Raw genomic sequence first — 19888 nt, forward strand, 5'->3', positions numbered from 1 at the left:
TGGCTCCCTGTTACCTACGTCAACAGAGAGATGTGAAATGAGTGCCAACGTTGATCTGAACAACCGCCCCGATTATGACCGGGTGCTGCAGGACATCGCTGATTACGTCCTGGGCTTCAAGGCCGAATCGCCGGAGGCGCTGGACACGGCGCGCAACTGCCTGATGGATACCCTGGGCTGCGGCCTGCTGGCGTTGCGCTTCCCCGAATGTACCAAGCACCTGGGGCCACTGGTGGAAGGGACCGTGGTACCGTTCGGCGCGCGGGTGCCGGGTACCAGCTACCGCCTGGACCCGGTCAAGGCCGCTTGGGACATCGGTTGTATCGTCCGTTGGCTCGACTACAACGACACCTGGCTGGCCGCCGAGTGGGGGCATCCCTCGGACAACCTCGGCGGCATCCTGGCCGTGGCCGATCACCTCTCGCAAAAACGTGTGGCCAATGGCGAAGCGCCCTTGAGCATGCGCGTGGTGCTTGAGGCGATGATCATGGCCCACGAGATCCAGGGTGTGATTGCCCTGGAAAACTCCTTCAACCGCGTCGGGCTGGACCATGTGCTGCTGGTCAAGGTCGCCTCGACGGCCGTGTGCGCCAAGCTCATGGGCGCCAATCGCGAACAGCTGCTGGCGGCACTTTCCCATGCCTTCGTCGACGGCCAGGCGCTGCGTACTTATCGCCATGCGCCGAATGCCGGCTCGCGCAAGTCCTGGGCGGCGGGCGATGCTTCCAGCCGCGGCGTGCGCCTGGCCGATATCGCCCTGCGTGGCGAGATGGGTATTCCCGGGGTACTGAGCGCGCCGCAGTGGGGCTTTTATGATGTGCTGTTCAGTCACACCAACAAGGACCTGGCGCTCAAGCCTGAAGACAAGCGCGCCTTCAGCCTGACGCAGAAATACGCCAGCTACGTGATGGAAAACGTGCTGTTCAAGATCAGCTTCCCTGCCGAATTCCATGCCCAGACTGCCTGTGAGGCGGCGGTGATTCTGCACCCGCAGGTGCGCAACCGCCTGCATGAAATCGAGCGTATTGTCATTACCACCCATGAATCGGCGATCCGCATCATCTCCAAGGTCGGCACCCTGGCCAATGCCGCCGACCGCGATCACTGCCTCCAGTACATGACCGCCGTGCCGCTGATTTTCGGCAACCTGGTGGCCGAACAATACGAAGATGATTTCCATGCCGCGCACCCGATCATCGACCGCCTGCGCGAGAAGATGGAGATCGTCGAAGAGCCGCGTTATACCCGTGAATACCTGGAGGCCGACAAGCGTTCGATCGCCAATGCCGTGCAGGTGTTTTTCAATGACGGTTCGAGCACCGAGCAGGTGGTGGTGGAGTACCCGATCGGTCATCGCCGGCGGCGGGCCGAGGGGATCCCATTGCTGGAAGAGAAGTTCAAGGCCAACCTGGCAACGCGTTTTACCGGGCAGCGCAGCGCCGAGATCTTTGCCTTGTGCAAAGACCAGGCGGCGCTTGAGGTGATGGCGGTGCAGCGGTTTGTGGATTTGTTCGTGATCTGAAGGGCCTCATCGCCGGCAACGCCGGCTCCCACAGTGGTCCTGTGTAGACATTCCCTGTGGGAGCTGGCCTTGCCAGCGATGGCCTGCAAAGCAGGCCCAATAAAAAGCCCCGCCAATTGGCGGGGCTTTTTTTCACGCTAAGTCAGCTTACGCTTGAACAACCGGGATCTTGGCGTTCGCAGCCGCTTCACGGAACTCGGCGATCTGGTCGAAGCTCAGGTAGCGGTAAACGTCGGCAGCCATGCTGTCGATGTTCTTCGCGTACTCCATGTACTCTTCGACGGTTGGCAGCTTGCCCAGGATCGAGGCAACAGCGGCCAGCTCGGCAGACGCCAGGTAGACGTTGGCACCATCACCCAGACGGTTCGGGAAGTTACGGGTCGAAGTCGACACAACGGTCGAGTTCGCTGCAACACGTGCCTGGTTACCCATGCACAGCGAGCAGCCCGGCATTTCCATGCGCGCGCCAGCCTTGCCGTAGATGCCGTAGTAGCCTTCTTCGGTCAGCTGGTGAGCGTCCATCTTGGTTGGCGGCGACAGCCACAGACGGGTCGGGATCGAGCCTTTGACCTTGTCCAGCAGCTTGCCGGCAGCGCGGAAGTGACCAATGTTGGTCATGCACGAACCGATGAACACTTCGTCGATCTTCTCGCCCTGTACGGAGGAGAGCAGACGGGCGTCGTCCGGGTCGTTCGGGGCGCAGAGCACAGGCTCTTTGACGTCGGCCAGGTCGATCTCGATGATCTCGGCGTATTCGGCGTCCTTGTCGGCAGCCAGCAGCTGCGGGTTGGCCAGCCAGGCTTCCATCGCTTGGGCGCGACGTTCCATGGTGCGGGCATCGCCGTAGCCTTCGCTGATCATCCAGCGCAGCAGGGTGATGTTCGACTTCAGGTACTCGGCAACGGCTTTTTCCGGCAGCTTGATGGTGCAACCGGCAGCCGAACGTTCAGCCGAGGCGTCAGACAGTTCGAACGCTTGCTCGACGGTCAGCTCGTCCAGGCCTTCGATTTCCAGGATGCGGCCGGAGAAGGCGTTGATCTTGCCTTTCTTCTCGACGGTCAGCAGGCCTTTCTGGATGCCGTAGTAAGGGATGGCGTGGACCAGGTCACGCAGGGTGATGCCCGGTTGCAGTTTGCCCTTGAAGCGCACCAGTACCGACTCCGGCATGTCCAGCGGCATGACGCCGGTGGCAGCGGCGAAGGCGACCAGGCCGGAACCGGCCGGGAACGAGATGCCGATCGGGAAGCGGGTGTGCGAGTCACCACCGGTACCGACGGTGTCCGGCAGCAGCATGCGGTTCAGCCAGCTGTGGATGATGCCGTCGCCTGGACGCAGGGACACGCCGCCACGGGTGCGGATGAAATCCGGCAGGGTGTGGTGGGTGGTGACGTCGATCGGCTTTGGATAGGCCGCGGTGTGGCAGAACGACTGCATGACCAGGTCGGCGGAGAAGCCCAGGCACGCCAGGTCTTTCAGCTCGTCGCGGGTCATCGGGCCAGTGGTGTCCTGGGAGCCGACGGTGGTCATCTTCGGTTCGCAGTAGGTGCCTGGACGCACGCCTTTGCCTTCCGGCAGGCCGCAGGCTTTACCGACCATCTTCTGTGCCAGGGTGTAGCCCTTGCCGGTGTCGACAGGTGCTTCAGGCAGCTTGAACAGGTCGGTTGGGCCCAGGCCCAGCTCGGCACGGGCTTTCTCGGTCAGGCCACGGCCGACGATCAGCGGGATACGGCCGCCAGCGCGGACTTCGTCGAGCAGCACCGGGGTCTTCAGTTCGAAGGTGGTGATGACGTCTTCGGTGCCGTGCTTGCAGACTTTGCCGGCGTGCGGGTAGACGTCGATGACGTCGCCCATGTTCAGGTTCGACACGTCGAACTCGATCGGCAGGGCGCCGGCGTCTTCCATGGTGTTGTAGAAGATCGGGGCGATTTTCGAGCCGAAGCAGAAGCCGCCAGCACGCTTGTTCGGTACGTACGGGATGTCGTCGCCGAAGAACCACAGTACCGAGTTGGTCGCGGACTTACGCGAAGAACCGGTACCGACCACGTCGCCGACGTAGGCAACCGGGAAGCCCTTGGCTTTGACTTCTTCGATCTGCTTGAGCGGGCCGATGGCGCCTTGTTGCTCAGGCACGATGCCGTCACGGGCCATTTTCAGCATGGCCAGGGCGTGCAGCGGGATGTCTGGGCGCGACCAGGCGTCCGGGGCAGGGGACAGGTCGTCGGTGTTGGTTTCGCCGGGGACCTTGAACACGGTCAGGCTGTACTTGTCAGCGATGGCTGGCTTGCTGGTGAACCACTCACCGGCGGCCCAGGAATCCAGCACGGCCTTGGCGTGGGCATTGCCCGCCTTGGCTTTTTCGGCGACGTCGTGGAACGCATCGAACATCAGCAGGGTGTGCTTGAGCTGTTCGGCGGCGACAGGGGCCAGTTCGGCGTTGTCCAGCAGCTCGACCATGGTGGCGATGTTGTAGCCGCCCTGCATGGTGCCCAGCAGCTCAACGGCGCGCTTCTTGTCGATCAGCGGGGAGTTGGCTTCGCCTTTGGCGACGGCGGAAAGGAAACCGGCCTTGACGTAGGCGGCTTCGTCCACTCCTGGTGGAACGCGGTTGGTGATCAGGTCGACGAGGACTGCTTCTTCGCCAGCAGGGGGATTCTTCAGCAGCTCGACCAGGCCTGCGGTTTGTTCGGCGTTAAGCGGCTGGGGCACGATACCCTGGGCGGCACGCTCTTCGATGTGTTTGCGGTAGGCTTCAAGCACAGTTATTACCCTCATCAGTGGTCCCAAATGGGTGTCCGGGACGCTCATCCAGAAATTCCGGCACCCGTGCGCAATACGGCTTCTTGGGCCGCGTAGCCAGGGTTGCAGGAAATCCTTACAGAAGCTGCTTTCAAAGTTTTACGCCTGTAGAACGGAGGCTGATGAGGGCTGGCGCGGGACATGCGCTTGACGAATATCCCGGGCCAACGCCGTTCTACCGGATGAACTGTGCTCGTGACGCTTTGAAAACAGCTTCTAACGGACATTGCTGCCTTAAAAAGGCCGGATGATTCTACGGTAAAAAGTCGATAAAGGTAAGGCGCGCTGGATGACTTTAGCGGGTGACCCTCGTTAGACAAAGGGCTAACATGGCAGCCTGTTCCACCGCCAAACTGTCGATTTTTTCATGTCCAATCAGTCAATTAAAACGCCTTGTGTCGGCCTCTGCTCCACGGTTTACGGGGACTTGGTGTGCCGTGGCTGCAAGCGTTTTCACCATGAAGTGATCAACTGGAACGGCTACAACGAAGACGAAAAGCGTGCGGTGTGGCTGCGCCTGGAGCAATTGCTGGTGCAGGTCATGGTGGCCAAACTTGAAGTCTTTGATGCCACGCGCCTGCGCGAGCAACTGGAGCTGCGCAAGATCCGCTTCGTGCCGCACCAGTCCGAATATTGCTGGGCGTATCAACTGATTGCCCGCGGGGCGCGGGTGATCCGTGAGCTGGAGGCTTACGGCATGGTGTTGTTGCCGGAGTTTCGTGACTGGGAACTGCCCGAGTTGCGCGATGCCATTGATCGGGAATTCTTCTTGCTGTCCGAGGCCCATTACCAGCGCTATATCGCGCCGGGGTTTCTCAAGGATGCCTTGGGTTGAAGCCATCGCGGGGCAAGCCCGCTCCCACAGGTTTGTAGGAGCGGGCTTGCCCCGCGATGAGGCCCTCAGCTTTGTGCCAGTTCCGTCAGGTGCACCTTAACTTCCTCGGTCTTGAGCACCAGCACATCGCACTCCAGCGCATCCAGCACCACCTCGGCGGTGTTGCCGATCAGCGCGCCGGAAATCCCGGTACGGGCCACGGTACCGATCACCGTCACCACCGCGTCGTACTTGCTCGCCGTATAGGGGATCAGCACATCCGCCGGGCCTTCGGCGACATGCAGGTGCTCATCGCTGATGTCGAACTCGGCCTGGAACGCCGCGCATTCCTCGCGGTACTTGCGTTCGATGGTGTCCTTGAGCTGGTACACCGGGTCTGCCGCTGACAGCATCGGCGACGGATGGGCGCTGATCACATGCAGCTCGCCCTTGGCCAGGCTGGTAATCGCGTAGCCATGGTCGATGATGCTGGTGTGCAGCAGGCGATGGGCCTCGTCGTGGTTGCCGACATCCACCGCGGCGAGGATCACTCCGCCAGTCCACGGCCGCTCGGTCTTGACCATCAGCACCGCGCACGGGCACTGGCGCAGCAGCTTCCAGTCGCTGGGGGTGAGCAGGGCGCGCTTGAGCGGGTTGTCCGGGCGATGTTCCTTGATCACCAGCTCGCAGCCTTCGGCCTGCTGCACGTCGATGATCGACTCGTGCAGGGAGTCGTGCCAGGCCTGCTCATGGGTCACGTTATCGTAGCCGTCATCATGCAGCTGGCTGGCCAGCAGGCTGAGCAGCGCGCTGTGGTCCTGTCTCTTGTCGCACATCAGCAGGTGCAGGCGCGCGCCGGTGACCCCGGCGATCAGTTTGGCCCGGGTCAGCGCCCGGCTGTGCGCGTGTTCGGGATCAAGTACCACCAGGATGCTGCGTACTTCTAGCATGAGCGTGAACTCCCTTCATAAATGGCGGCCAATGCCTGACTATAGTCGGCGCCAACTGCAATGGGCGTTGATATGTATCAAGCATAGTTCACTGGTGATCGGCGCTGCTGCCGGTATAATCGCCGGTCTTGCCGTTTGCCCTGCCTGTTTGTGAGCCTATGTCCCTTATTCCCGAAATCGAAGCCTTCCTTGGTTGCCGTACCCCTGACGCCTGGGTCCAGGCGGCGCTTGCCGACCAGGAGACCCTGCTGATCGATCACAAGAACTGCGAGTTCAAGGCCGCCAGCACCGCGCTGAGCTTGATGGCCAAGTACAACACGCACCTGGATCTGATCAACATGATGTCGCGCCTGGCCCGTGAAGAGCTGGTGCACCACGAGCAGGTGCTGCGCCTGATGAAACGGCGCAAGATTGCCCTGCGTCCGTTGTCGGCCGGGCGCTATGCCTCGGGCCTGCGCCGGGTGGTGCGGACCCATGAGCCGGTGAAGCTGGTGGACACCCTGGTCGTCGGTGCCTTTATTGAAGCGCGCAGTTGCGAGCGCTTTGCCGCACTGGTGCCGCACCTGGACGAAGAGCTGGGCAAGTTCTATCACGGCCTGCTCAACAGCGAGGCGCGGCATTACCAGGGTTACCTGAAGCTCGCCCATCAGTACGGTGATGCGGCGGATATCGAACGGGTGGTGGAGAAGGTCAGGGCGGTCGAGGCCGAACTGATCAGCAGCCCGGATGAAGAGTTTCGCTTTCACAGTGGCGTGCCTGCCTGATTAATCACTTCTTTTGAATGCCTGATCGCGGGGCAAGCCCGCTCCCACAGTGTGGGAGCGGGCTTGCCCCGCGATTGCCTTCTATCGCCCAAATAATAAGCAAGCTAATTAATGCCTTGACGTTAGCTGCCTAAGCAGTAACATTGTGTAACTTACTGCCTAAGCAGGTATCTCCGTCCATGCAGCATTACACCCCGGAAAACTTCCAGAACTGCACCCTCGGCATGCTTCTGGGCCGCGCCGCGCTGGTCAAAGACCGCATCATCGACAGCCACATGCAGCCCTACGGCGTTACCGCTGCGCAGTTCAAGGTGCTGATCATCGTCGCCCAGTACGGCGTCGACACCCCGGCCGAGCTGTGCCGCTACCTGTCGGTAGACAGCGGTTCGATGACGCGCATGCTCGACCGTCTCGAACAGAAAGACCTGATCATCCGCCGCCGTTGCCCTGACGACCGTCGGCAAATTCGCCTGGAACTGAGCGAAGACGGCCAGAAGCTCGCCGACCAGTTGCCGCAGATCGGCGCAGCAGCGATGAACGAGCTGGTGGGCGTGCTCGAGCCGAGCGAGCTGGCTACCCTCGAAGCCATCCTGACCAAGGTGCTGCTGGCTTCCGGCGACACCCTGACGGCCATGCGTGTAGGTGCCAAATGAGCGCCAGCCCCTTGCGTGCCGGCCTGAGCCTGCTGGTGCTGGCCCTGACCCTGGCCGGTTGCGCCAGCTACCGTGGCCTGCACACCGAAGCCAGCAGCATTAACGCTGCAGGGTTGAACGCCGCGCAGACCCTGAACGGCGTCAAACTGTCGCCCGCCGCCTGGCCGAAAAGCGACTGGTGGACCCAGTTGGGCGATCCACAGCTCGACGGCCTGATCCGTGAAGCCCTGCAAGACAGCCCTGATATGCAGATCGCCAGCGCCCGTGCCCACCAGGCCAACGCCGCGGCCTATGCCGCCGATGCTGCACGCACGCCGACCCTGGATGCCGAGGCCAGCGTCAGCCGTTCGCGCCTGGCTCGCGACCAGGACCCGAGCGGGCAGGGCGGCAGCTACTCGACCCTGCGCAGCCTCGGTGTCGACTTCAATTACACCTTCGACCTCTGGGGCGGCCAGCGTGATGCCTGGGAAGCTGCCCTGGGCGAAGCCCGCGCCGCCGAGATCGACCGCCAGGCCGCGAGCCTGACCCTCGCTGCCGATGTCGCCCGCGCCTACAGCCAGCTGGGCCAGGCCTATATCGTCCATGACCTGACCCAGGACGACCTCAAGCGCACCCGGCAGATGCTCGAACTGGGCCAGCGCCGCCTGGCCTCGGGCATCGACAGTACCTACCAGTACCAGCAGACCGAAAGCCTGGCGGCCAGCTCCGAAGAGCAGGCGATCAACGCCGGGAAACAACTGCGCAGCGCCCAGATCGCCCTGGCGGTACTGCTTGGCAAAGGCCCGGATCGCGGTGGCCAGATCAGCCGCCCGGCCGTGCTCAAGCCTGGCGCCGTGGCCTTGCCTTCAGCCTTGCCGGCCGAGCTGCTCGGGCGTCGCCCGGACCTGGTGGCCGCACGCTGGCGGGTCGAGGCGGCAAGCAAGGAGATCGACGCCAGCAAGACCCGCTTCTACCCCAACCTCAACCTCAGTGCCGCCGCTGGCACCCAGGCGCTGTTGGGCGATGCGATCTTCGGTGCGCCGAGCCGCTTCTTCAATATTGCCCCGGCGGTGTCGCTGCCGATCTTCGATGGAGGCCGCCTGCGCGCCGACCTCGATGCCCGTGACGCCGACTACGACCTGGCCGTGGCCCAGTACAACAAACGCCTGGTCAGTGCCCTCGGCGAGGTCAGCGACAGCATTGACCAGTTGCATGCCCTGGGCCGGCAGATCGTCGCCAAGCAGCACGCCACCGACATCGCCCAGCAGTCCTATGACACGGTGATGCAGCGCTACGGCTCCGGCATCGGCAACTACCTCGATGTACTCAGCGTCGAGCAGCAGCTGCTCCAGGCCCAGCGCCAACTGGCCGAGCTCAATGCCGAACAGATCGACATGTCGATCCAGCTGATGCAAGCCCTGGGTGGTGGTTTCCAGGGTGACACCCAGGCAGCCGCGCTGCCTTCGACTTCACGTATTCACTAAGCCAAGGAATTAGCAATGGCCACTACTTCTTCTGCGGATGACACCACGCAGGACCTCGACAACCAGCGCAAGCGCAAGACCTGGCTGCTGGCCCTTGCGCTGCTGATCGTCGTCGCTGGCGGCGCGGTCTGGGCCTGGCACGAGCTCTACGGGCGCTGGAGCGAAGAGACCGACGATGCCTATGTAAACGGCAACGTGGTGGAAATCACTCCGCTGGTTACCGGCACCGTAGTCAGCATCGGCGCTGACGATGGCGACCTGGTCCACGAAGGCCAGGTGCTGCTCGAATTCGACCCCAGCGATGCCGAGGTCGGCCTGCAGGCCGCCGAAGCCAAGTTGGCCCGCGCCGTACGCCAGGTGCGCGGCTTGTACAGCAATGTCGACGGCATGAAAGCCCAGGTGGCGGCGCGTCAGGCCGAGCTGAGCAAGGCCCAGGAAAACTTCAATCGACGCAAGACCCTCGCCGCCGGCGGGGCCATCTCCCAGGAGGAGCTGTCCCACGCCCGTGACGACCTGTCATCGGCGCAGAGTGCGCTGAGCAATGCCAGGCAGCAACTCAACACCACTACCGCGCTGGTCGATGACACCGTGGTGTCGTCGCACCCCGAGGTGATGGCCGCTGCCGCTGAACTGCGCCAGGCCTATCTGAACAACGCCCGCACCACCCTGGTGGCGCCGGTCACGGGCTACGTGGCCAAGCGCACCGTGCAACTGGGCCAGCGCCTGCAGCCGGGCACCGCGACCATGGCGGTGATCCCCCTGGACCAGCTGTGGATCGACGCCAACTTCAAGGAAACCCAGCTGCGCAACATGCGCATTGGCCAGCCTGTGGATATTGTTGCCGACCTGTACGGCAGCGACGTCAAGTACAGCGGCACCATCGACAGCCTCGGCGCCGGTACCGGCAGCGCCTTCGCCCTGTTGCCGGCGCAGAACGCTACCGGCAACTGGATCAAGATCGTCCAGCGGGTGCCGGTGCGCATCCATATCAATGCCGAACAACTGGCCAAGCACCCGCTGCGCATCGGCCTGTCGACCCAGGTCGAGGTCGACCTGCACGACCAGAGTGGCCCGGTCCTGGCCCAGCAGCCGCCGCAGAAGGCTTCGTTCGCCACCCAGGTGTACGACCGTCAGCTGGTCGAGGCCGATACCCTGATCAGCAAGCTGATCCATGACAACAGTGCAGGCTCCAGCAAGACGGCGCAGCGATGAGCGGCAATCAGGCTTCCTTTACACCGCCGAGCCTGTTGCTGACCACCATCGGCCTGTCGCTGGCGACCTTTATGCAGGTGCTCGACACCACCATCGCCAACGTGGCGTTGCCGACCATTTCCGGCAACCTCGGCGTGAGTTCGGAGCAGGGCACCTGGGTCATCACCTCGTTTGCGGTGAGCAATGCCATTGCCTTGCCGCTGACCGGCTGGCTGAGCCGGCGCTTCGGTGAGGTCAAGCTGTTCATCTGGGCCACGCTGCTGTTCGTGCTGGCCTCGTTCCTGTGCGGCATCGCCCAGTCGATGCCTGAGCTGGTCGGCTTTCGCGTGCTCCAGGGTATTGTTGCCGGGCCTCTTTACCCGATGACCCAGACCCTGCTGATCGCGGTCTATCCGCCGGCGAAACGCGGCATGGCACTCGCGCTATTGGCGATGGTCACGGTGGTGGCGCCGATTGCCGGGCCGATTCTCGGTGGCTGGATCACCGACAGCTACAGCTGGCCGTGGATTTTCTTCATCAACGTGCCGATCGGCCTGTTCGCCGCTGCCGTGGTGCGCCAGCAGATGCGCAGCCGCCCGGTCAGCACCAGCCGTCAGCCGATGGACTATATCGGCCTGTTGAGCCTGATCATCGGCGTCGGGGCCTTGCAGATCGTGCTCGACAAGGGCAATGACCTGGACTGGTTCGAGTCGAATTTCATCGTCATCGGCAGCCTGATCTCGGTGGTGTTCCTGGCGGTGTTCATCATCTGGGAGCTGACCGACAAGCACCCGGTGGTCAACCTGCGCCTGTTCGTGCACCGCAACTTTCGCATCGGCACCATCGTGCTGGTCGGCGGTTATGCCGGGTTCTTCGGCATCAACCTGATCCTGCCGCAGTGGCTGCAGACGCAGATGGGCTACACCGCCACCTGGGCGGGCCTGGCGGTGGCGCCGATCGGCCTGTTGCCGGTGCTGATGTCGCCGTTTGTCGGCAAGTACGCGCACAAGTTCGACCTGCGCTTGCTGGCGGGGCTGGCATTCCTGGCGATTGGCACCAGTTGCTTCATGCGCGCCGGCTTTACCAACGAAGTCGACTTTCAGCACATCGCCCTGGTGCAGTTGTTCATGGGTATCGGTGTGGCGCTGTTCTTCATGCCGACCTTGAGCATCCTGCTTTCCGACCTGCCGCCGCACCAGATTGCCGATGGCTCGGGGCTGGCGACTTTCCTGCGGACCCTGGGCGGCAGTTTTGCCGCGTCGCTGACTACCTGGATCTGGATTCGCCGGGCGGACCAGCATCATGCCTACCTCAGCGAGAACATCAGCACCTTTGATCCGGCCACCCGTGAGGCGCTGAACCAGCTGGGCGGGGCGAACGGGCAATCGTATGCGCAGCTGGAGCGAATGCTCAGCAGTCAGGCGTACATGATGTCGACGGTGGATTACTTCACCCTGATGGGCTGGATTTTCGCTGGCCTGGTTCTGTTGGTATGGCTGGCCAAGCCGCCGTTCGCGGCCAAGGCCGGGCCGGCGTCGGCGGGGCATTGAAGTAAAAGCATCGCCGGCAAGGCCGGCTCCCACAGGAACTGTATGCACAGGCCCCTTGTGGGAGCTGGCCTTGCCAGCGATAAGGCCCGCAGGGCCTTCAATCAGGGAAAAGCAAAAGGCTGCAGTTGAAACCCTTGCTCATCCACCTGCAACGCCCAGCCTTGCCGGTCCCAATCCCCCAGCACGATGCGCCGCGCCGGCTGATCGCCGACCACCAGCTTGTGAATCGCCGGTCGATGGGTATGCCCATGCACCAGGGTGCGCACGCCGAACTGCTGCATGATCCGCGGCACTTCCTCCGCGGTCACATCGACAATGTCGTTGGCCTTCATCCGCGTCTGCGCCCGGCTTTCGCTGCGCAGCTTGCGCGCAAGCTTCTGGCGGGTGCTCAGCGGCAGGTGCCGGAGAATCCACAGGCTCAGCGGATTGCGCAGGTAACGGCGCATTTTCATGTAGGCCAGGTCGCGGGTGCACAGGCTGTCGCCGTGCATCAGCAACACCGGCTCACCGCCCATCTCGACCACGCTGGGGTCAGCCAGCAGGGTGCAGCCCGCGGCCTTGCAAAAGGCCTGGCCAAGCAGGAAGTCGCGGTTACCGTGCATCAAGAAGACCTGCGTGCCGCTGTCGCTCAAGGCGCGCAGGGCTTGGCAGATCGAGGCCTGGAAGGGCGTCATGGCGTCGTCGCCGATCCACGCCTCGAAGAAATCACCGAGGATGTACAGCGCCTCGGCGTGCCGCGCACGACCGTCAAGCAGATCAACAAACGCCCGGGTAATGTCCGGGCGTTCTTCTTGCAGGTGCAGATCAGAGATCAGCAGTATCACTCAATGATCTCGGCTTTCTCGATGATCACGTCGTCCTTCGGCACGTCCTGGTGACCGGACTTGGAACCGGTGGCAACGGCTTTGATCTTGTCGACAACGTCGGTGCCTTCGGTAACTTTACCGAACACTGCATAGCCCCAACCCTGCACGTTCTTGCCGCTGTGGTTGAGGAAGCTGTTGTCGGCGACGTTGATGAAGAACTGTGCCGAAGCCGAATGCGGCTCCATGGTGCGGGCCATGGCAATGGTGTACTTGTCGTTGCTCAGACCGTTGTCGGCTTCGTTCTGGATGCTTGGACGCTTGTCTTTCTTCTCTTTCATGCCTGGCTCGAAACCGCCGCCCTGGATCATGAAGTTACCAATGACGCGGTGGAATACAGTGTTGCTGTAGTGGCCAGCGTTAACGTATTCGATGAAGTTGGCCGCGGTGATCGGGGCTTTCTCGGCGTTCAGTTCGATGACGATGTCGCCGTGATTGGTAGTCAATTTGACTTGGGTCATGCTCAAATTCTCGCTATTCAAGGCATTGGAAAATAGTTCGCGCAGTATCGCGATACACACCTGACGCACAGTCTACAGCCCGCGATACGTGGTTCGCGGCAGTTTTTTTGCATTCGCCGGCGAATATCGCGCCAGTTTGTCGGCGCGATGCTGTCGGCAGCTCGACCGCTTCGGCTATGATAAGCGCTTTGATTCAGTCGGCCTACCCAGGCCGTGCACCCCGTATTCAAGGATCCTATGAGCAAGCCCACTGCCGACACCGCTCCCAACGCCGCTGCCAAAGGCGCTCCCGCCATCCCTGCGAACTTCCTGCGTCCGATCGTGCAGGCAGACCTGGACTCGGGCAAGCACAGCAGCATCGTCACCCGTTTCCCGCCAGAGCCCAACGGTTACCTGCACATCGGCCATGCCAAGTCGATCTGCGTGAACTTCGGCCTGGCCCAGGAATTCGGCGGGGCCTGTCACCTGCGTTTCGATGACACCAACCCGGCCAAAGAGGACCAGGAGTACATCGACGCGATCCAGAGCGACATCAAGTGGCTGGGCTTCGAGTGGACCGGCCCGGTGCGCTACGCTTCGCAATACTTCGACCAGCTGCACGACTGGGCGGTCGAGCTGATCAAGGCCGGCAAGGCCTATGTTTGCGACCTGACCCCGGAACAGGCCAAGGAATACCGTGGCAACCTGACCACGCCTGGCAAGAACAGCCCGTTCCGCGAGCGTTCGGTTGACGAGAACCTCGACCTGTTCGCGCGCATGAAAGCCGGCGAGTTCAAGGACGGCGAGCGCGTGCTGCGGGCCAAGATCGACATGGCCTCGCCGAACATGAACCTGCGCGACCCGATCCTCTACCGCATCCGTCATGCCCACCATCACCAGACCGGTGACGCGTGGTGCATCTATCCGAACTACGACTTCACCCACGGTCAGTCGGACGCCATAGAAGGCATCACCCACTCGATCTGCACCCTCGAGTTCGAAGGCCATCGCCCGCTGTACGAATGGTTCCTCGACAACCTGCCGGTGCCGGCCAAGCCGCGCCAGTACGAGTTCAGCCGCCTGAACCTGAACTACACCATCACCAGCAAGCGCAAGCTCAAGCAACTGGTCGACGAGCAGCACGTCAACGGCTGGGACGACCCGCGCATGTCGACCCTGTCGGGCTTCCGCCGCCGTGGTTACACCCCGGCGTCGATCCGCAACTTCTGCGAAATGGTCGGCACCAACCGCTCCGACGGCGTGGTCGACATGTCGATGCTCGAATTCAGCATCCGTGACGACCTCGACCGCACCGCGCCACGCGCCATGTGCGTGCTGCGCCCGCTGAAAGTGGTCATTACCAACTACCCTGAAGGCCAGGTCGAGAACCTCGAACTGCCGCGCCACCCGAAAGAAGACATGGGCGTGCGCGCGCTGCCATTCGCCCGCGAGATCTACATCGACCGCGACGACTTCATGGAAGAGCCGCCAAAGGGCTACAAGCGCCTGGAGCCGGCCGGTGAAGTGCGCCTGCGCGGCAGCTACGTGATCCGCGCCGGCGAGGCGATCAAGGACGCCGACGGCAACATCGTCGAGCTGCGCTGCTCGTACGACCCGGACACCCTGGGCAAGAACCCCGAGGGCCGCAAGGTCAAGGGCGTGATCCACTGGGTGCCGGCCGACGCCAGCGTCGAATGCGAAGTGCGTCTGTACGACCGCCTGTTCCGCTCGGCCAACCCCGAGAAGACCGAAGATGGCGGCAACTTCCTTGACAACATCAATCCTGATTCGCTGCAGGTGCTGACCGGTTGTCGTGCGGAACCTTCCCTGGGCCAGGCCCAGCCAGAAGACCGCTTCCAGTTCGAGCGCGAAGGCTACTTCAGCGCCGACCTGAAAGACTCCCAGCCGGGTCGCCCGGTGTTCAACCGCACCGTGACCCTGCGCGATTCGTGGGGCAGCTAAGGAACTCTCGTGCTTACCATCTACAACACGCTCAGCAAGACCAAGGAAGTCTTCAAACCGCTTGAAGGCAACAAGGTACGGATGTACGTCTGCGGCATGACCGTCTACGACTTCTGCCACCTGGGCCACGGGCGCAGCATGGTCGCCTTCGACCTGGTGACCCGCTGGCTGCGTTACAGCGGCTACGACCTGACCTACGTGCGCAACATCACCGACATCGATGACAAGATCATCAACCGGGCCAACGAGAACGGCGAATCCTTCGACGCCCTGACCGCCCGCATGATCGACGCGATGCACGAAGACGAGCGCCGCCTGAACATCCTGCCGCCGGACCAGGAGCCGCGTGCCACCGACCATATCGCCGGCATGCACGCGATGATCCAGACCCTGATCGACAAGGGGTATGCCTACGCGCCGGGCAACGGCGACGTGTACTACCGGGTCGGCAAGTTCGTCGGCTACGGCAAGCTGTCGCGCAAGAAGATCGAAGACCTGCGCATCGGTGCCCGCATCGAGGTCGACGAAGCCAAGCAGGACCCGCTCGACTTCGTCCTCTGGAAGGGCGTCAAGCCGGGCGAGCCGAGCTGGGAGTCGCCCTGGGGTCCGGGCCGTCCGGGCTGGCACATCGAGTGCTCGGTGATGTCCACCTGCTGCCTGGGCGAGAGCTTCGACATCCACGGCGGTGGCAACGACCTGGAGTTCCCGCACCACGAGAACGAAATCGCCCAGAGCGAGGCCGCGACCGGCAAGCAGTACGCCAACTCGTGGATGCACTGCGGCATGATTCGCATCAATGGCGAGAAGATGTCCAAGTCCTTGAACAACTTCTTCACCATTCGCGACGTGCTCGACAAGTATCACCCGGAGGTGGTGCGCTACCTGCTGGTGTCGAGCCACTACCGCAGCTCGATCAACTACTCCGAAGACAGCCTGCGTGAGTCCAAGGGTGCTCTGGAACGTTTCTACCACGCCCTGCGCGGCCTGCCGCGAGTGGCGGCCAAGGGTGGCGAAGAGTACGTCGAGCGCTTCACGGCGGCGATGAACGACGATTTCGGCACCCCTGAAGCCTGCGCCGTGCTGTTCGACCTGGTGCGCGAGATCAACCGTCTGCGCGAGAGCGATCCACAGGCCGCTGCTGGCCTGGCTGGCCGTCTGCGTGAGCTGGGTGATCTGCTGGGTGTGCTGCAACTGGACGCTGATGACTTCCTGCGTGCCGGTGCCGAAGGCAAGGTCGATGCCGCCGAGGTTGAAGCCCTGATCCAGGCGCGCCTGCAAGCGCGTGCCGACAAGAACTGGGCCGAGTCCGACCGCATCCGCGACCAGCTGACCGCCATGGGCGTGGTGCTGGAAGACGGCAAGGGCGGCACGACCTGGCGCTTGGCTGACTAAGCAATCGCGGGGCAAGCCCGCTCCCACAGAAGACTGCAATCCTCTGTGGGAGCGGGCTTGCCCCGCGATGAGCCCCTAACTGACGACACCCGTCCTGCAGTGCAACACCAGCTTCGCCCCACCCAGTTCACTCCCCCCCACCTCCAGCTCAAAGCCATGCAGGTCGACGATCGCCGCAACGATCGACAACCCCAGCCCGAACCCCGGGTGGCGCTGGCCTTCCTCGCTGCGATAAAAGCGCTTCAACACCGCCCCACGCTCGTTCTCGGGAATCCCCGGGCCGCTGTCGTGCACCTCGATATGCACACCCTTGGCATCGCTCAGCGCCCGCATCAGCACCTGGCCCTGCTCTGGCGTGAACTTGATGGCATTGCCCACCAGGTTGGCCAGTGCCTCGAACAGCAGCTCGCGGTCGCCATGCAGCGCCGGTAGCTGTTCGGGCATCTCCAGGGTCAGGTCGATCTCGCCGTCTTCGGCCAGGGGCAGGTAGAAGTCATGCAGTTCCTGCAGCAGCCCGTGGGGGTCAAGCTCGACGAAGCCTGCACGGCGCTGGCGGTCTTCCAGTTCACTGATGCGCAGCAAGCCGCGAAAACGCGCCATCAAGGTGTCGGTTTCGCCAATCGCCTGCTCCAGCGCTTCGGCCTGCGGCGAGTCATCGCCGGCCTGCTGGCGAATGCGGTAGAGCTGGGCGCGCAGGCGGGTCAGCGGGGTACGCAGGTCGTGGGCGATGTTGTCGCACACGCCTTTGACTTCATGCATCAGGCGCTCGATGCGATCGAGCATGGCGTTGACGATGGCCGCCAGCATGTCCAGTTCGTCGCGCCGCGCCGACAGCGGCAGGCGCCGGGTCAGGTCGCCGGCAACGATCTGCTCGGCGCTGGCCTGGATCGCGCGGATACGCTTGAGCGGCCTGCGGCGCAGCAGGTACCAGCCGGCGATGCCGGGGATGATGGTCAGCGACAGGCCCCAGAGCAGCGCGTGGAGGATGATCCGGGTGACCACGAACAGCGAGCCGTTGTCGCGCACCAGCAGCAGCCAGCGGCCATCGCGGACCTTGATCGCCACCGCATCGCAGCTGTCGCGGGGCAGGTGCGGGTCGTCGGCGTCCAGGCAACGGCTCAGTTCATGAATCTTGCCATCCAGGCCCAGCTCGGGCGGCACCTGGCGGATCTGCCCGCCGAGCGGATTGAACTGCCCGTCGAACAGGCCATAGGCATCGAAACTGCGCTCCTCAAAGGCCTGGCTGGCAATCAATGCATCATCGAGCTGCTTGCCGCTCATGTGCGCGAACAGGTGCTGGCGCTGCAGCAAGGAATGGCGGGTGAGCTTGTTCAGGTATCCCGAGACCTCGAAGTACAGCACCCCCATGAGGATGCTGCTCCAGGCCACGAACAGGAAGCTGTACAGCGCCAGCAGGCGGCTGGTGGACGAGCTCCAGCCCTTAGACGGGTTCGGCAATGGCATAGCCCGAGCCCCGCACGGTGCGAATCAGCGGAGTCTGGCCAGCGGCGTCGATCTTCTTGCGCAAGCGTCCGATGTGCACGTCGATCAGGTTGGTGCCCGGGTCGAAGTGATAGCCCCAGACTTCCTCGAAAATCATCATCCGGGTAATCACCTGGCCGGCATGACGCATGAGGAATTCCAGCAGCTTGTACTCGGTGGGCAGCAGGTTGAGGGTCTGCTCGCCGCGCTTGGCCTCGTGGCTGATCAGGTCCAGTTCAAGGTCGGCGACTTGCAGGCGGGTCTGTGCCAGGGGCACGCTGTTACGCCGCAGCAGCACCTCGACGCGGGCGGCCATTTCATCGGAGGCGAACGGTTTGGTCAGGTAGTCATCACCGCCGGCGCGCAGGCCGCGGACCCGTTCGTCGACATCCGACAGGGCGCTGATCATCAGGATTGGCGTGGCGATCTTCAGGGTGCGCAGGGTCGTGACGATGGTCAGGCCGTCGACCTCCGGGAGCATCCGGTCCAGGGTGATCAGGTCGTAGCCGCCGGCAATGGCCTTGGCCAGGCCTTCACGGCCGTTGTCGGCCCATTCCACTTCCAGGCCATGGCTGGAAAGTTCGGCGACGATTTCCTGGGCGGTGACAGCGTCGTCTTCGATAGTCAGTACGCGGGGCATGCTTTTACCTGGGCGGCGGGTAGAGACTTGATTGTGCCAAAGAATAGGCGGTGCCCGGGTTAAAGAAAAATTCATCTAGGAGAGGGGCCACAATGGGCCGGCCTGCACCGACCCCTGTGGGAGCCGGCGTTGCCGGCGATGGGCCGCAACGCGGCCCCTGTTGCAGGTCAGGCGACTTTCACAACCCAGCCCGCCGGGCCTTCGATGTCGCCGCTCTGGATACCGGTCAGCTCGTTGTAGAGCTTCTGGGTGACCGGGCCAACTTCGCTTTCGCTGTAGAACACGTGCAGCTTGTCGCCGTACTGGATGCCGCCGATCGGGGTGATCACCGCGGCGGTACCGCAGGCGCCAGCCTCGACGAAGCGGTCCAGATTGTTGATCAGCACGTCGCCTTCGATGACCTTCAGGCCCAGGCGCGATTGCGCCAGTTCCATCAGCGACAGGCGGGTGATGCCCGGCAGCACGGAAGCGGACTTCGGCGTGATGAACTCGTTGTTGGCGGTGATACCAAAGAAGTTGGCCGAGCCGACTTCCTCGATCTTGGTGTGGGTCAGCGGGTCAAGGTAGATGCAGTCGGCAAAGCCGGCTTGCTTGGCCTTGTAGCCCGGTTGCAGGCTGGCCGCGTAGTTGCCGCCCACCTTGGCAGCGCCGGTGCCTTGTGGCGCGGCGCGGTCGTAGTCGGAAATCAGGAACTTGTGCGGGGTCATGCCGCCCTTGAAGTACGAGCCGACCGGGATGGCGAAGATCGAGAAGATGAACTCCGGCGCGGTCCGCACGCCAATGTTGTCACCCACGCCGATGACGAACGGTCGCAGGTACAGCGCACCCTTGCCGTACGGCGGAATGAAACGCTCGTTGGCCTTGACCACCTGCTTGCAGGCGTCGATGAACTGTTCGGTCGGCACCTGCGGCATCAGCAGGCGGTCGCAGCTGCGCTGCATGCGCAGGGCGTTCTGGTCCGGGCGGAACAGGTTGATCGAACCGTCCTTGCAGCGGTAGGCCTTCATCCCCTCGAAGCATTGCTGGCCATAATGCAGCGCGGTCGAGCCTTCGCTGATGTGCAGCTGGTTGTCTTCGGTCAGGGTGCCCTTGTCCCACTCGCCGTTACGGAAATAGGACAGGTAGCGCTTGTCGGTCTTGATGTAGTCGAAGCCCAGCTTGTCCCAGTTAATGCTTTCGTTACTCATGGCACCCTCGATTCGGTTGCAGATGCCTGCTTTGGCAGGCGGTTCTTATTGCGCACTTGGCCACGATAATACATCCCGTGCAGATCGGAAACGCCCAGTCATAGATTGGACCTTGGTCGCAGGGAAAATCTTTGCCGCTGCCTGGCGCGACAGGCATTGACCGTTCCACAGTCCGGGCGCATTATCGAAGCATGAAGCTTTGCCTGCTGACCTCGTCGC

Annotated in this window: 16 protein-coding genes; 9 read left to right on the forward strand and 7 right to left on the reverse strand. The window is 62.9% G+C overall.

The genetic code is table 11. The features are described 5' to 3' along the window. The first annotated feature begins 37 nt into the window (after positions 1-37). Positions 38-1522, forward strand: coding sequence for a 2-methylcitrate dehydratase (prpD, locus tag JV241A_RS08755; RefSeq protein ID WP_134061977.1), 1485 nt, complete (start codon positions 38-40; stop codon positions 1520-1522). A gap of 147 nt (positions 1523-1669) precedes the next feature. Here the strand turns inward: prpD and acnB are convergent, their stop codons facing one another. Further along, positions 1670-4279 carry a bifunctional aconitate hydratase 2/2-methylisocitrate dehydratase gene (acnB, locus tag JV241A_RS08760; protein ID WP_166675671.1) on the reverse strand — a complete coding sequence of 870 codons (2610 nt, stop codon included), beginning with the start codon at positions 4277-4279 and terminating at the stop codon, positions 1670-1672. A 406-nt stretch (positions 4280-4685) separates the two neighbouring features. Here acnB and JV241A_RS08765 point away from each other — a divergent pair, with 406 nt between their 5' ends. Next, a complete protein-coding gene (locus JV241A_RS08765; RefSeq protein WP_134061979.1) occupies positions 4686-5153 on the forward strand; it encodes a DUF1289 domain-containing protein in 468 nt (155 codons plus the stop codon). Positions 5154-5218: 65 nt separating this feature from the next. Here JV241A_RS08765 and JV241A_RS08770 read toward each other — a convergent pair whose 3' ends face one another. Then, positions 5219-6082: a universal stress protein gene (locus JV241A_RS08770; RefSeq protein WP_134061981.1), complete on the reverse strand. Its 864-nt coding sequence runs from the start codon at positions 6080-6082 to the stop codon at positions 5219-5221. 158 nt (positions 6083-6240) lie between these two features. Here JV241A_RS08770 and miaE point away from each other — a divergent pair, with 158 nt between their 5' ends. The 5 genes from miaE to JV241A_RS08795 all read left to right on the forward strand — a co-directional run bounded on the left by miaE (position 6241) and on the right by JV241A_RS08795 (position 11703). Then, positions 6241-6846, forward strand: a complete 606-nt coding sequence (miaE, locus tag JV241A_RS08775; RefSeq protein WP_115086198.1) for a tRNA isopentenyl-2-thiomethyl-A-37 hydroxylase MiaE — start codon at positions 6241-6243, stop codon at positions 6844-6846. A 179-nt stretch (positions 6847-7025) separates the two neighbouring features. Beyond that, positions 7026-7499 (forward strand): MarR family transcriptional regulator, encoded by a 474-nt coding sequence (locus JV241A_RS08780; RefSeq protein WP_115086199.1) that lies wholly within the window; start codon positions 7026-7028, stop codon positions 7497-7499. After that, the gene (locus JV241A_RS08785; RefSeq protein ID WP_134061983.1) at positions 7496-8962 is read left to right on the forward strand and encodes an efflux transporter outer membrane subunit; all 1467 of its coding nucleotides are present in this window, start codon (positions 7496-7498) and stop codon (positions 8960-8962) included. The genes JV241A_RS08780 and JV241A_RS08785 overlap by 4 nt, the downstream gene beginning before the upstream one ends. Before the next feature lie 15 nt (positions 8963-8977). After that, positions 8978-10174: an HlyD family efflux transporter periplasmic adaptor subunit gene (locus tag JV241A_RS08790; protein WP_115086201.1), complete on the forward strand. Its 1197-nt coding sequence runs from the start codon at positions 8978-8980 to the stop codon at positions 10172-10174. Beyond that, the gene (locus JV241A_RS08795) at positions 10171-11703 is read left to right on the forward strand and encodes a DHA2 family efflux MFS transporter permease subunit (protein WP_134061985.1); all 1533 of its coding nucleotides are present in this window, start codon (positions 10171-10173) and stop codon (positions 11701-11703) included. The genes JV241A_RS08790 and JV241A_RS08795 overlap by 4 nt, the downstream gene beginning before the upstream one ends. Before the next feature lie 101 nt (positions 11704-11804). On the opposite strand, the gene lpxH is transcribed toward JV241A_RS08795, so the two are convergent. Next, positions 11805-12527: a UDP-2,3-diacylglucosamine diphosphatase gene (gene lpxH / locus JV241A_RS08800; RefSeq protein WP_134061987.1), complete on the reverse strand. Its 723-nt coding sequence runs from the start codon at positions 12525-12527 to the stop codon at positions 11805-11807. Next, positions 12524-13027, reverse strand: coding sequence for a peptidylprolyl isomerase (locus JV241A_RS08805; protein ID WP_134061989.1), 504 nt, complete (start codon positions 13025-13027; stop codon positions 12524-12526). Before JV241A_RS08805 ends, lpxH begins: the two co-directional genes overlap by 4 nt. Before the next feature lie 237 nt (positions 13028-13264). Between JV241A_RS08805 and JV241A_RS08810 the strand changes: the two genes are divergently transcribed. Both JV241A_RS08810 and cysS read left to right on the forward strand, forming a co-directional pair. Beyond that, positions 13265-14968 carry a glutamine--tRNA ligase/YqeY domain fusion protein gene (locus tag JV241A_RS08810; protein WP_134061991.1) on the forward strand — a complete coding sequence of 568 codons (1704 nt, stop codon included), beginning with the start codon at positions 13265-13267 and terminating at the stop codon, positions 14966-14968. Between the two features lie 9 nt (positions 14969-14977). Then, the gene (cysS, locus tag JV241A_RS08815) at positions 14978-16360 is read left to right on the forward strand and encodes a cysteine--tRNA ligase (protein WP_134061993.1); all 1383 of its coding nucleotides are present in this window, start codon (positions 14978-14980) and stop codon (positions 16358-16360) included. 75 nt (positions 16361-16435) lie between these two features. Here the strand turns inward: cysS and JV241A_RS08820 are convergent, their stop codons facing one another. The 3 genes from JV241A_RS08820 to JV241A_RS08830 all read right to left on the reverse strand — a co-directional run bounded on the left by JV241A_RS08820 (position 16436) and on the right by JV241A_RS08830 (position 19669). After that, positions 16436-17824, reverse strand: a complete 1389-nt coding sequence (locus JV241A_RS08820) for a HAMP domain-containing sensor histidine kinase (protein WP_134061995.1) — start codon at positions 17822-17824, stop codon at positions 16436-16438. Continuing rightward, positions 17802-18482: a response regulator transcription factor gene (locus JV241A_RS08825; protein WP_115086207.1), complete on the reverse strand. Its 681-nt coding sequence runs from the start codon at positions 18480-18482 to the stop codon at positions 17802-17804. The genes JV241A_RS08820 and JV241A_RS08825 overlap by 23 nt, the downstream gene beginning before the upstream one ends. A gap of 167 nt (positions 18483-18649) precedes the next feature. After that, a complete protein-coding gene (locus JV241A_RS08830) occupies positions 18650-19669 on the reverse strand; it encodes a branched-chain amino acid aminotransferase (protein WP_115086208.1) in 1020 nt (339 codons plus the stop codon). Between the last annotated feature and the right edge of the window lie 219 nt (positions 19670-19888).

This window comes from Pseudomonas sp. JV241A (assembly GCF_900275665.1).
GTDB classification, from domain to species: Bacteria; Pseudomonadota; Gammaproteobacteria; order Pseudomonadales; family Pseudomonadaceae; genus Aquipseudomonas; species Aquipseudomonas wadenswilerensis.

Coding starts and splice junctions, on each gene's coding strand:
- prpD (WP_134061977.1), top strand. CDS start 38: ATGAGTGCCAACGTTGATCTGAACAACCGCCCCGATTATGACCGGGTG.
- JV241A_RS08765 (WP_134061979.1), top strand. CDS start 4,686: ATGTCCAATCAGTCAATTAAAACGCCTTGTGTCGGCCTCTGCTCCACG.
- JV241A_RS08770 (WP_134061981.1), bottom strand. CDS start 6,082: ATGCTAGAAGTACGCAGCATCCTGGTGGTACTTGATCCCGAACACGCG.
- miaE (WP_115086198.1), top strand. CDS start 6,241: ATGTCCCTTATTCCCGAAATCGAAGCCTTCCTTGGTTGCCGTACCCCT.
- JV241A_RS08780 (WP_115086199.1), top strand. CDS start 7,026: ATGCAGCATTACACCCCGGAAAACTTCCAGAACTGCACCCTCGGCATG.
- JV241A_RS08785 (WP_134061983.1), top strand. CDS start 7,496: ATGAGCGCCAGCCCCTTGCGTGCCGGCCTGAGCCTGCTGGTGCTGGCC.
- JV241A_RS08790 (WP_115086201.1), top strand. CDS start 8,978: ATGGCCACTACTTCTTCTGCGGATGACACCACGCAGGACCTCGACAAC.
- JV241A_RS08795 (WP_134061985.1), top strand. CDS start 10,171: ATGAGCGGCAATCAGGCTTCCTTTACACCGCCGAGCCTGTTGCTGACC.
- JV241A_RS08805 (WP_134061989.1), bottom strand. CDS start 13,027: ATGACCCAAGTCAAATTGACTACCAATCACGGCGACATCGTCATCGAA.
- JV241A_RS08810 (WP_134061991.1), top strand. CDS start 13,265: ATGAGCAAGCCCACTGCCGACACCGCTCCCAACGCCGCTGCCAAAGGC.
- JV241A_RS08820 (WP_134061995.1), bottom strand. CDS start 17,824: ATGCCATTGCCGAACCCGTCTAAGGGCTGGAGCTCGTCCACCAGCCGC.
- JV241A_RS08825 (WP_115086207.1), bottom strand. CDS start 18,482: ATGCCCCGCGTACTGACTATCGAAGACGACGCTGTCACCGCCCAGGAA.
- JV241A_RS08830 (WP_115086208.1), bottom strand. CDS start 19,669: ATGAGTAACGAAAGCATTAACTGGGACAAGCTGGGCTTCGACTACATC.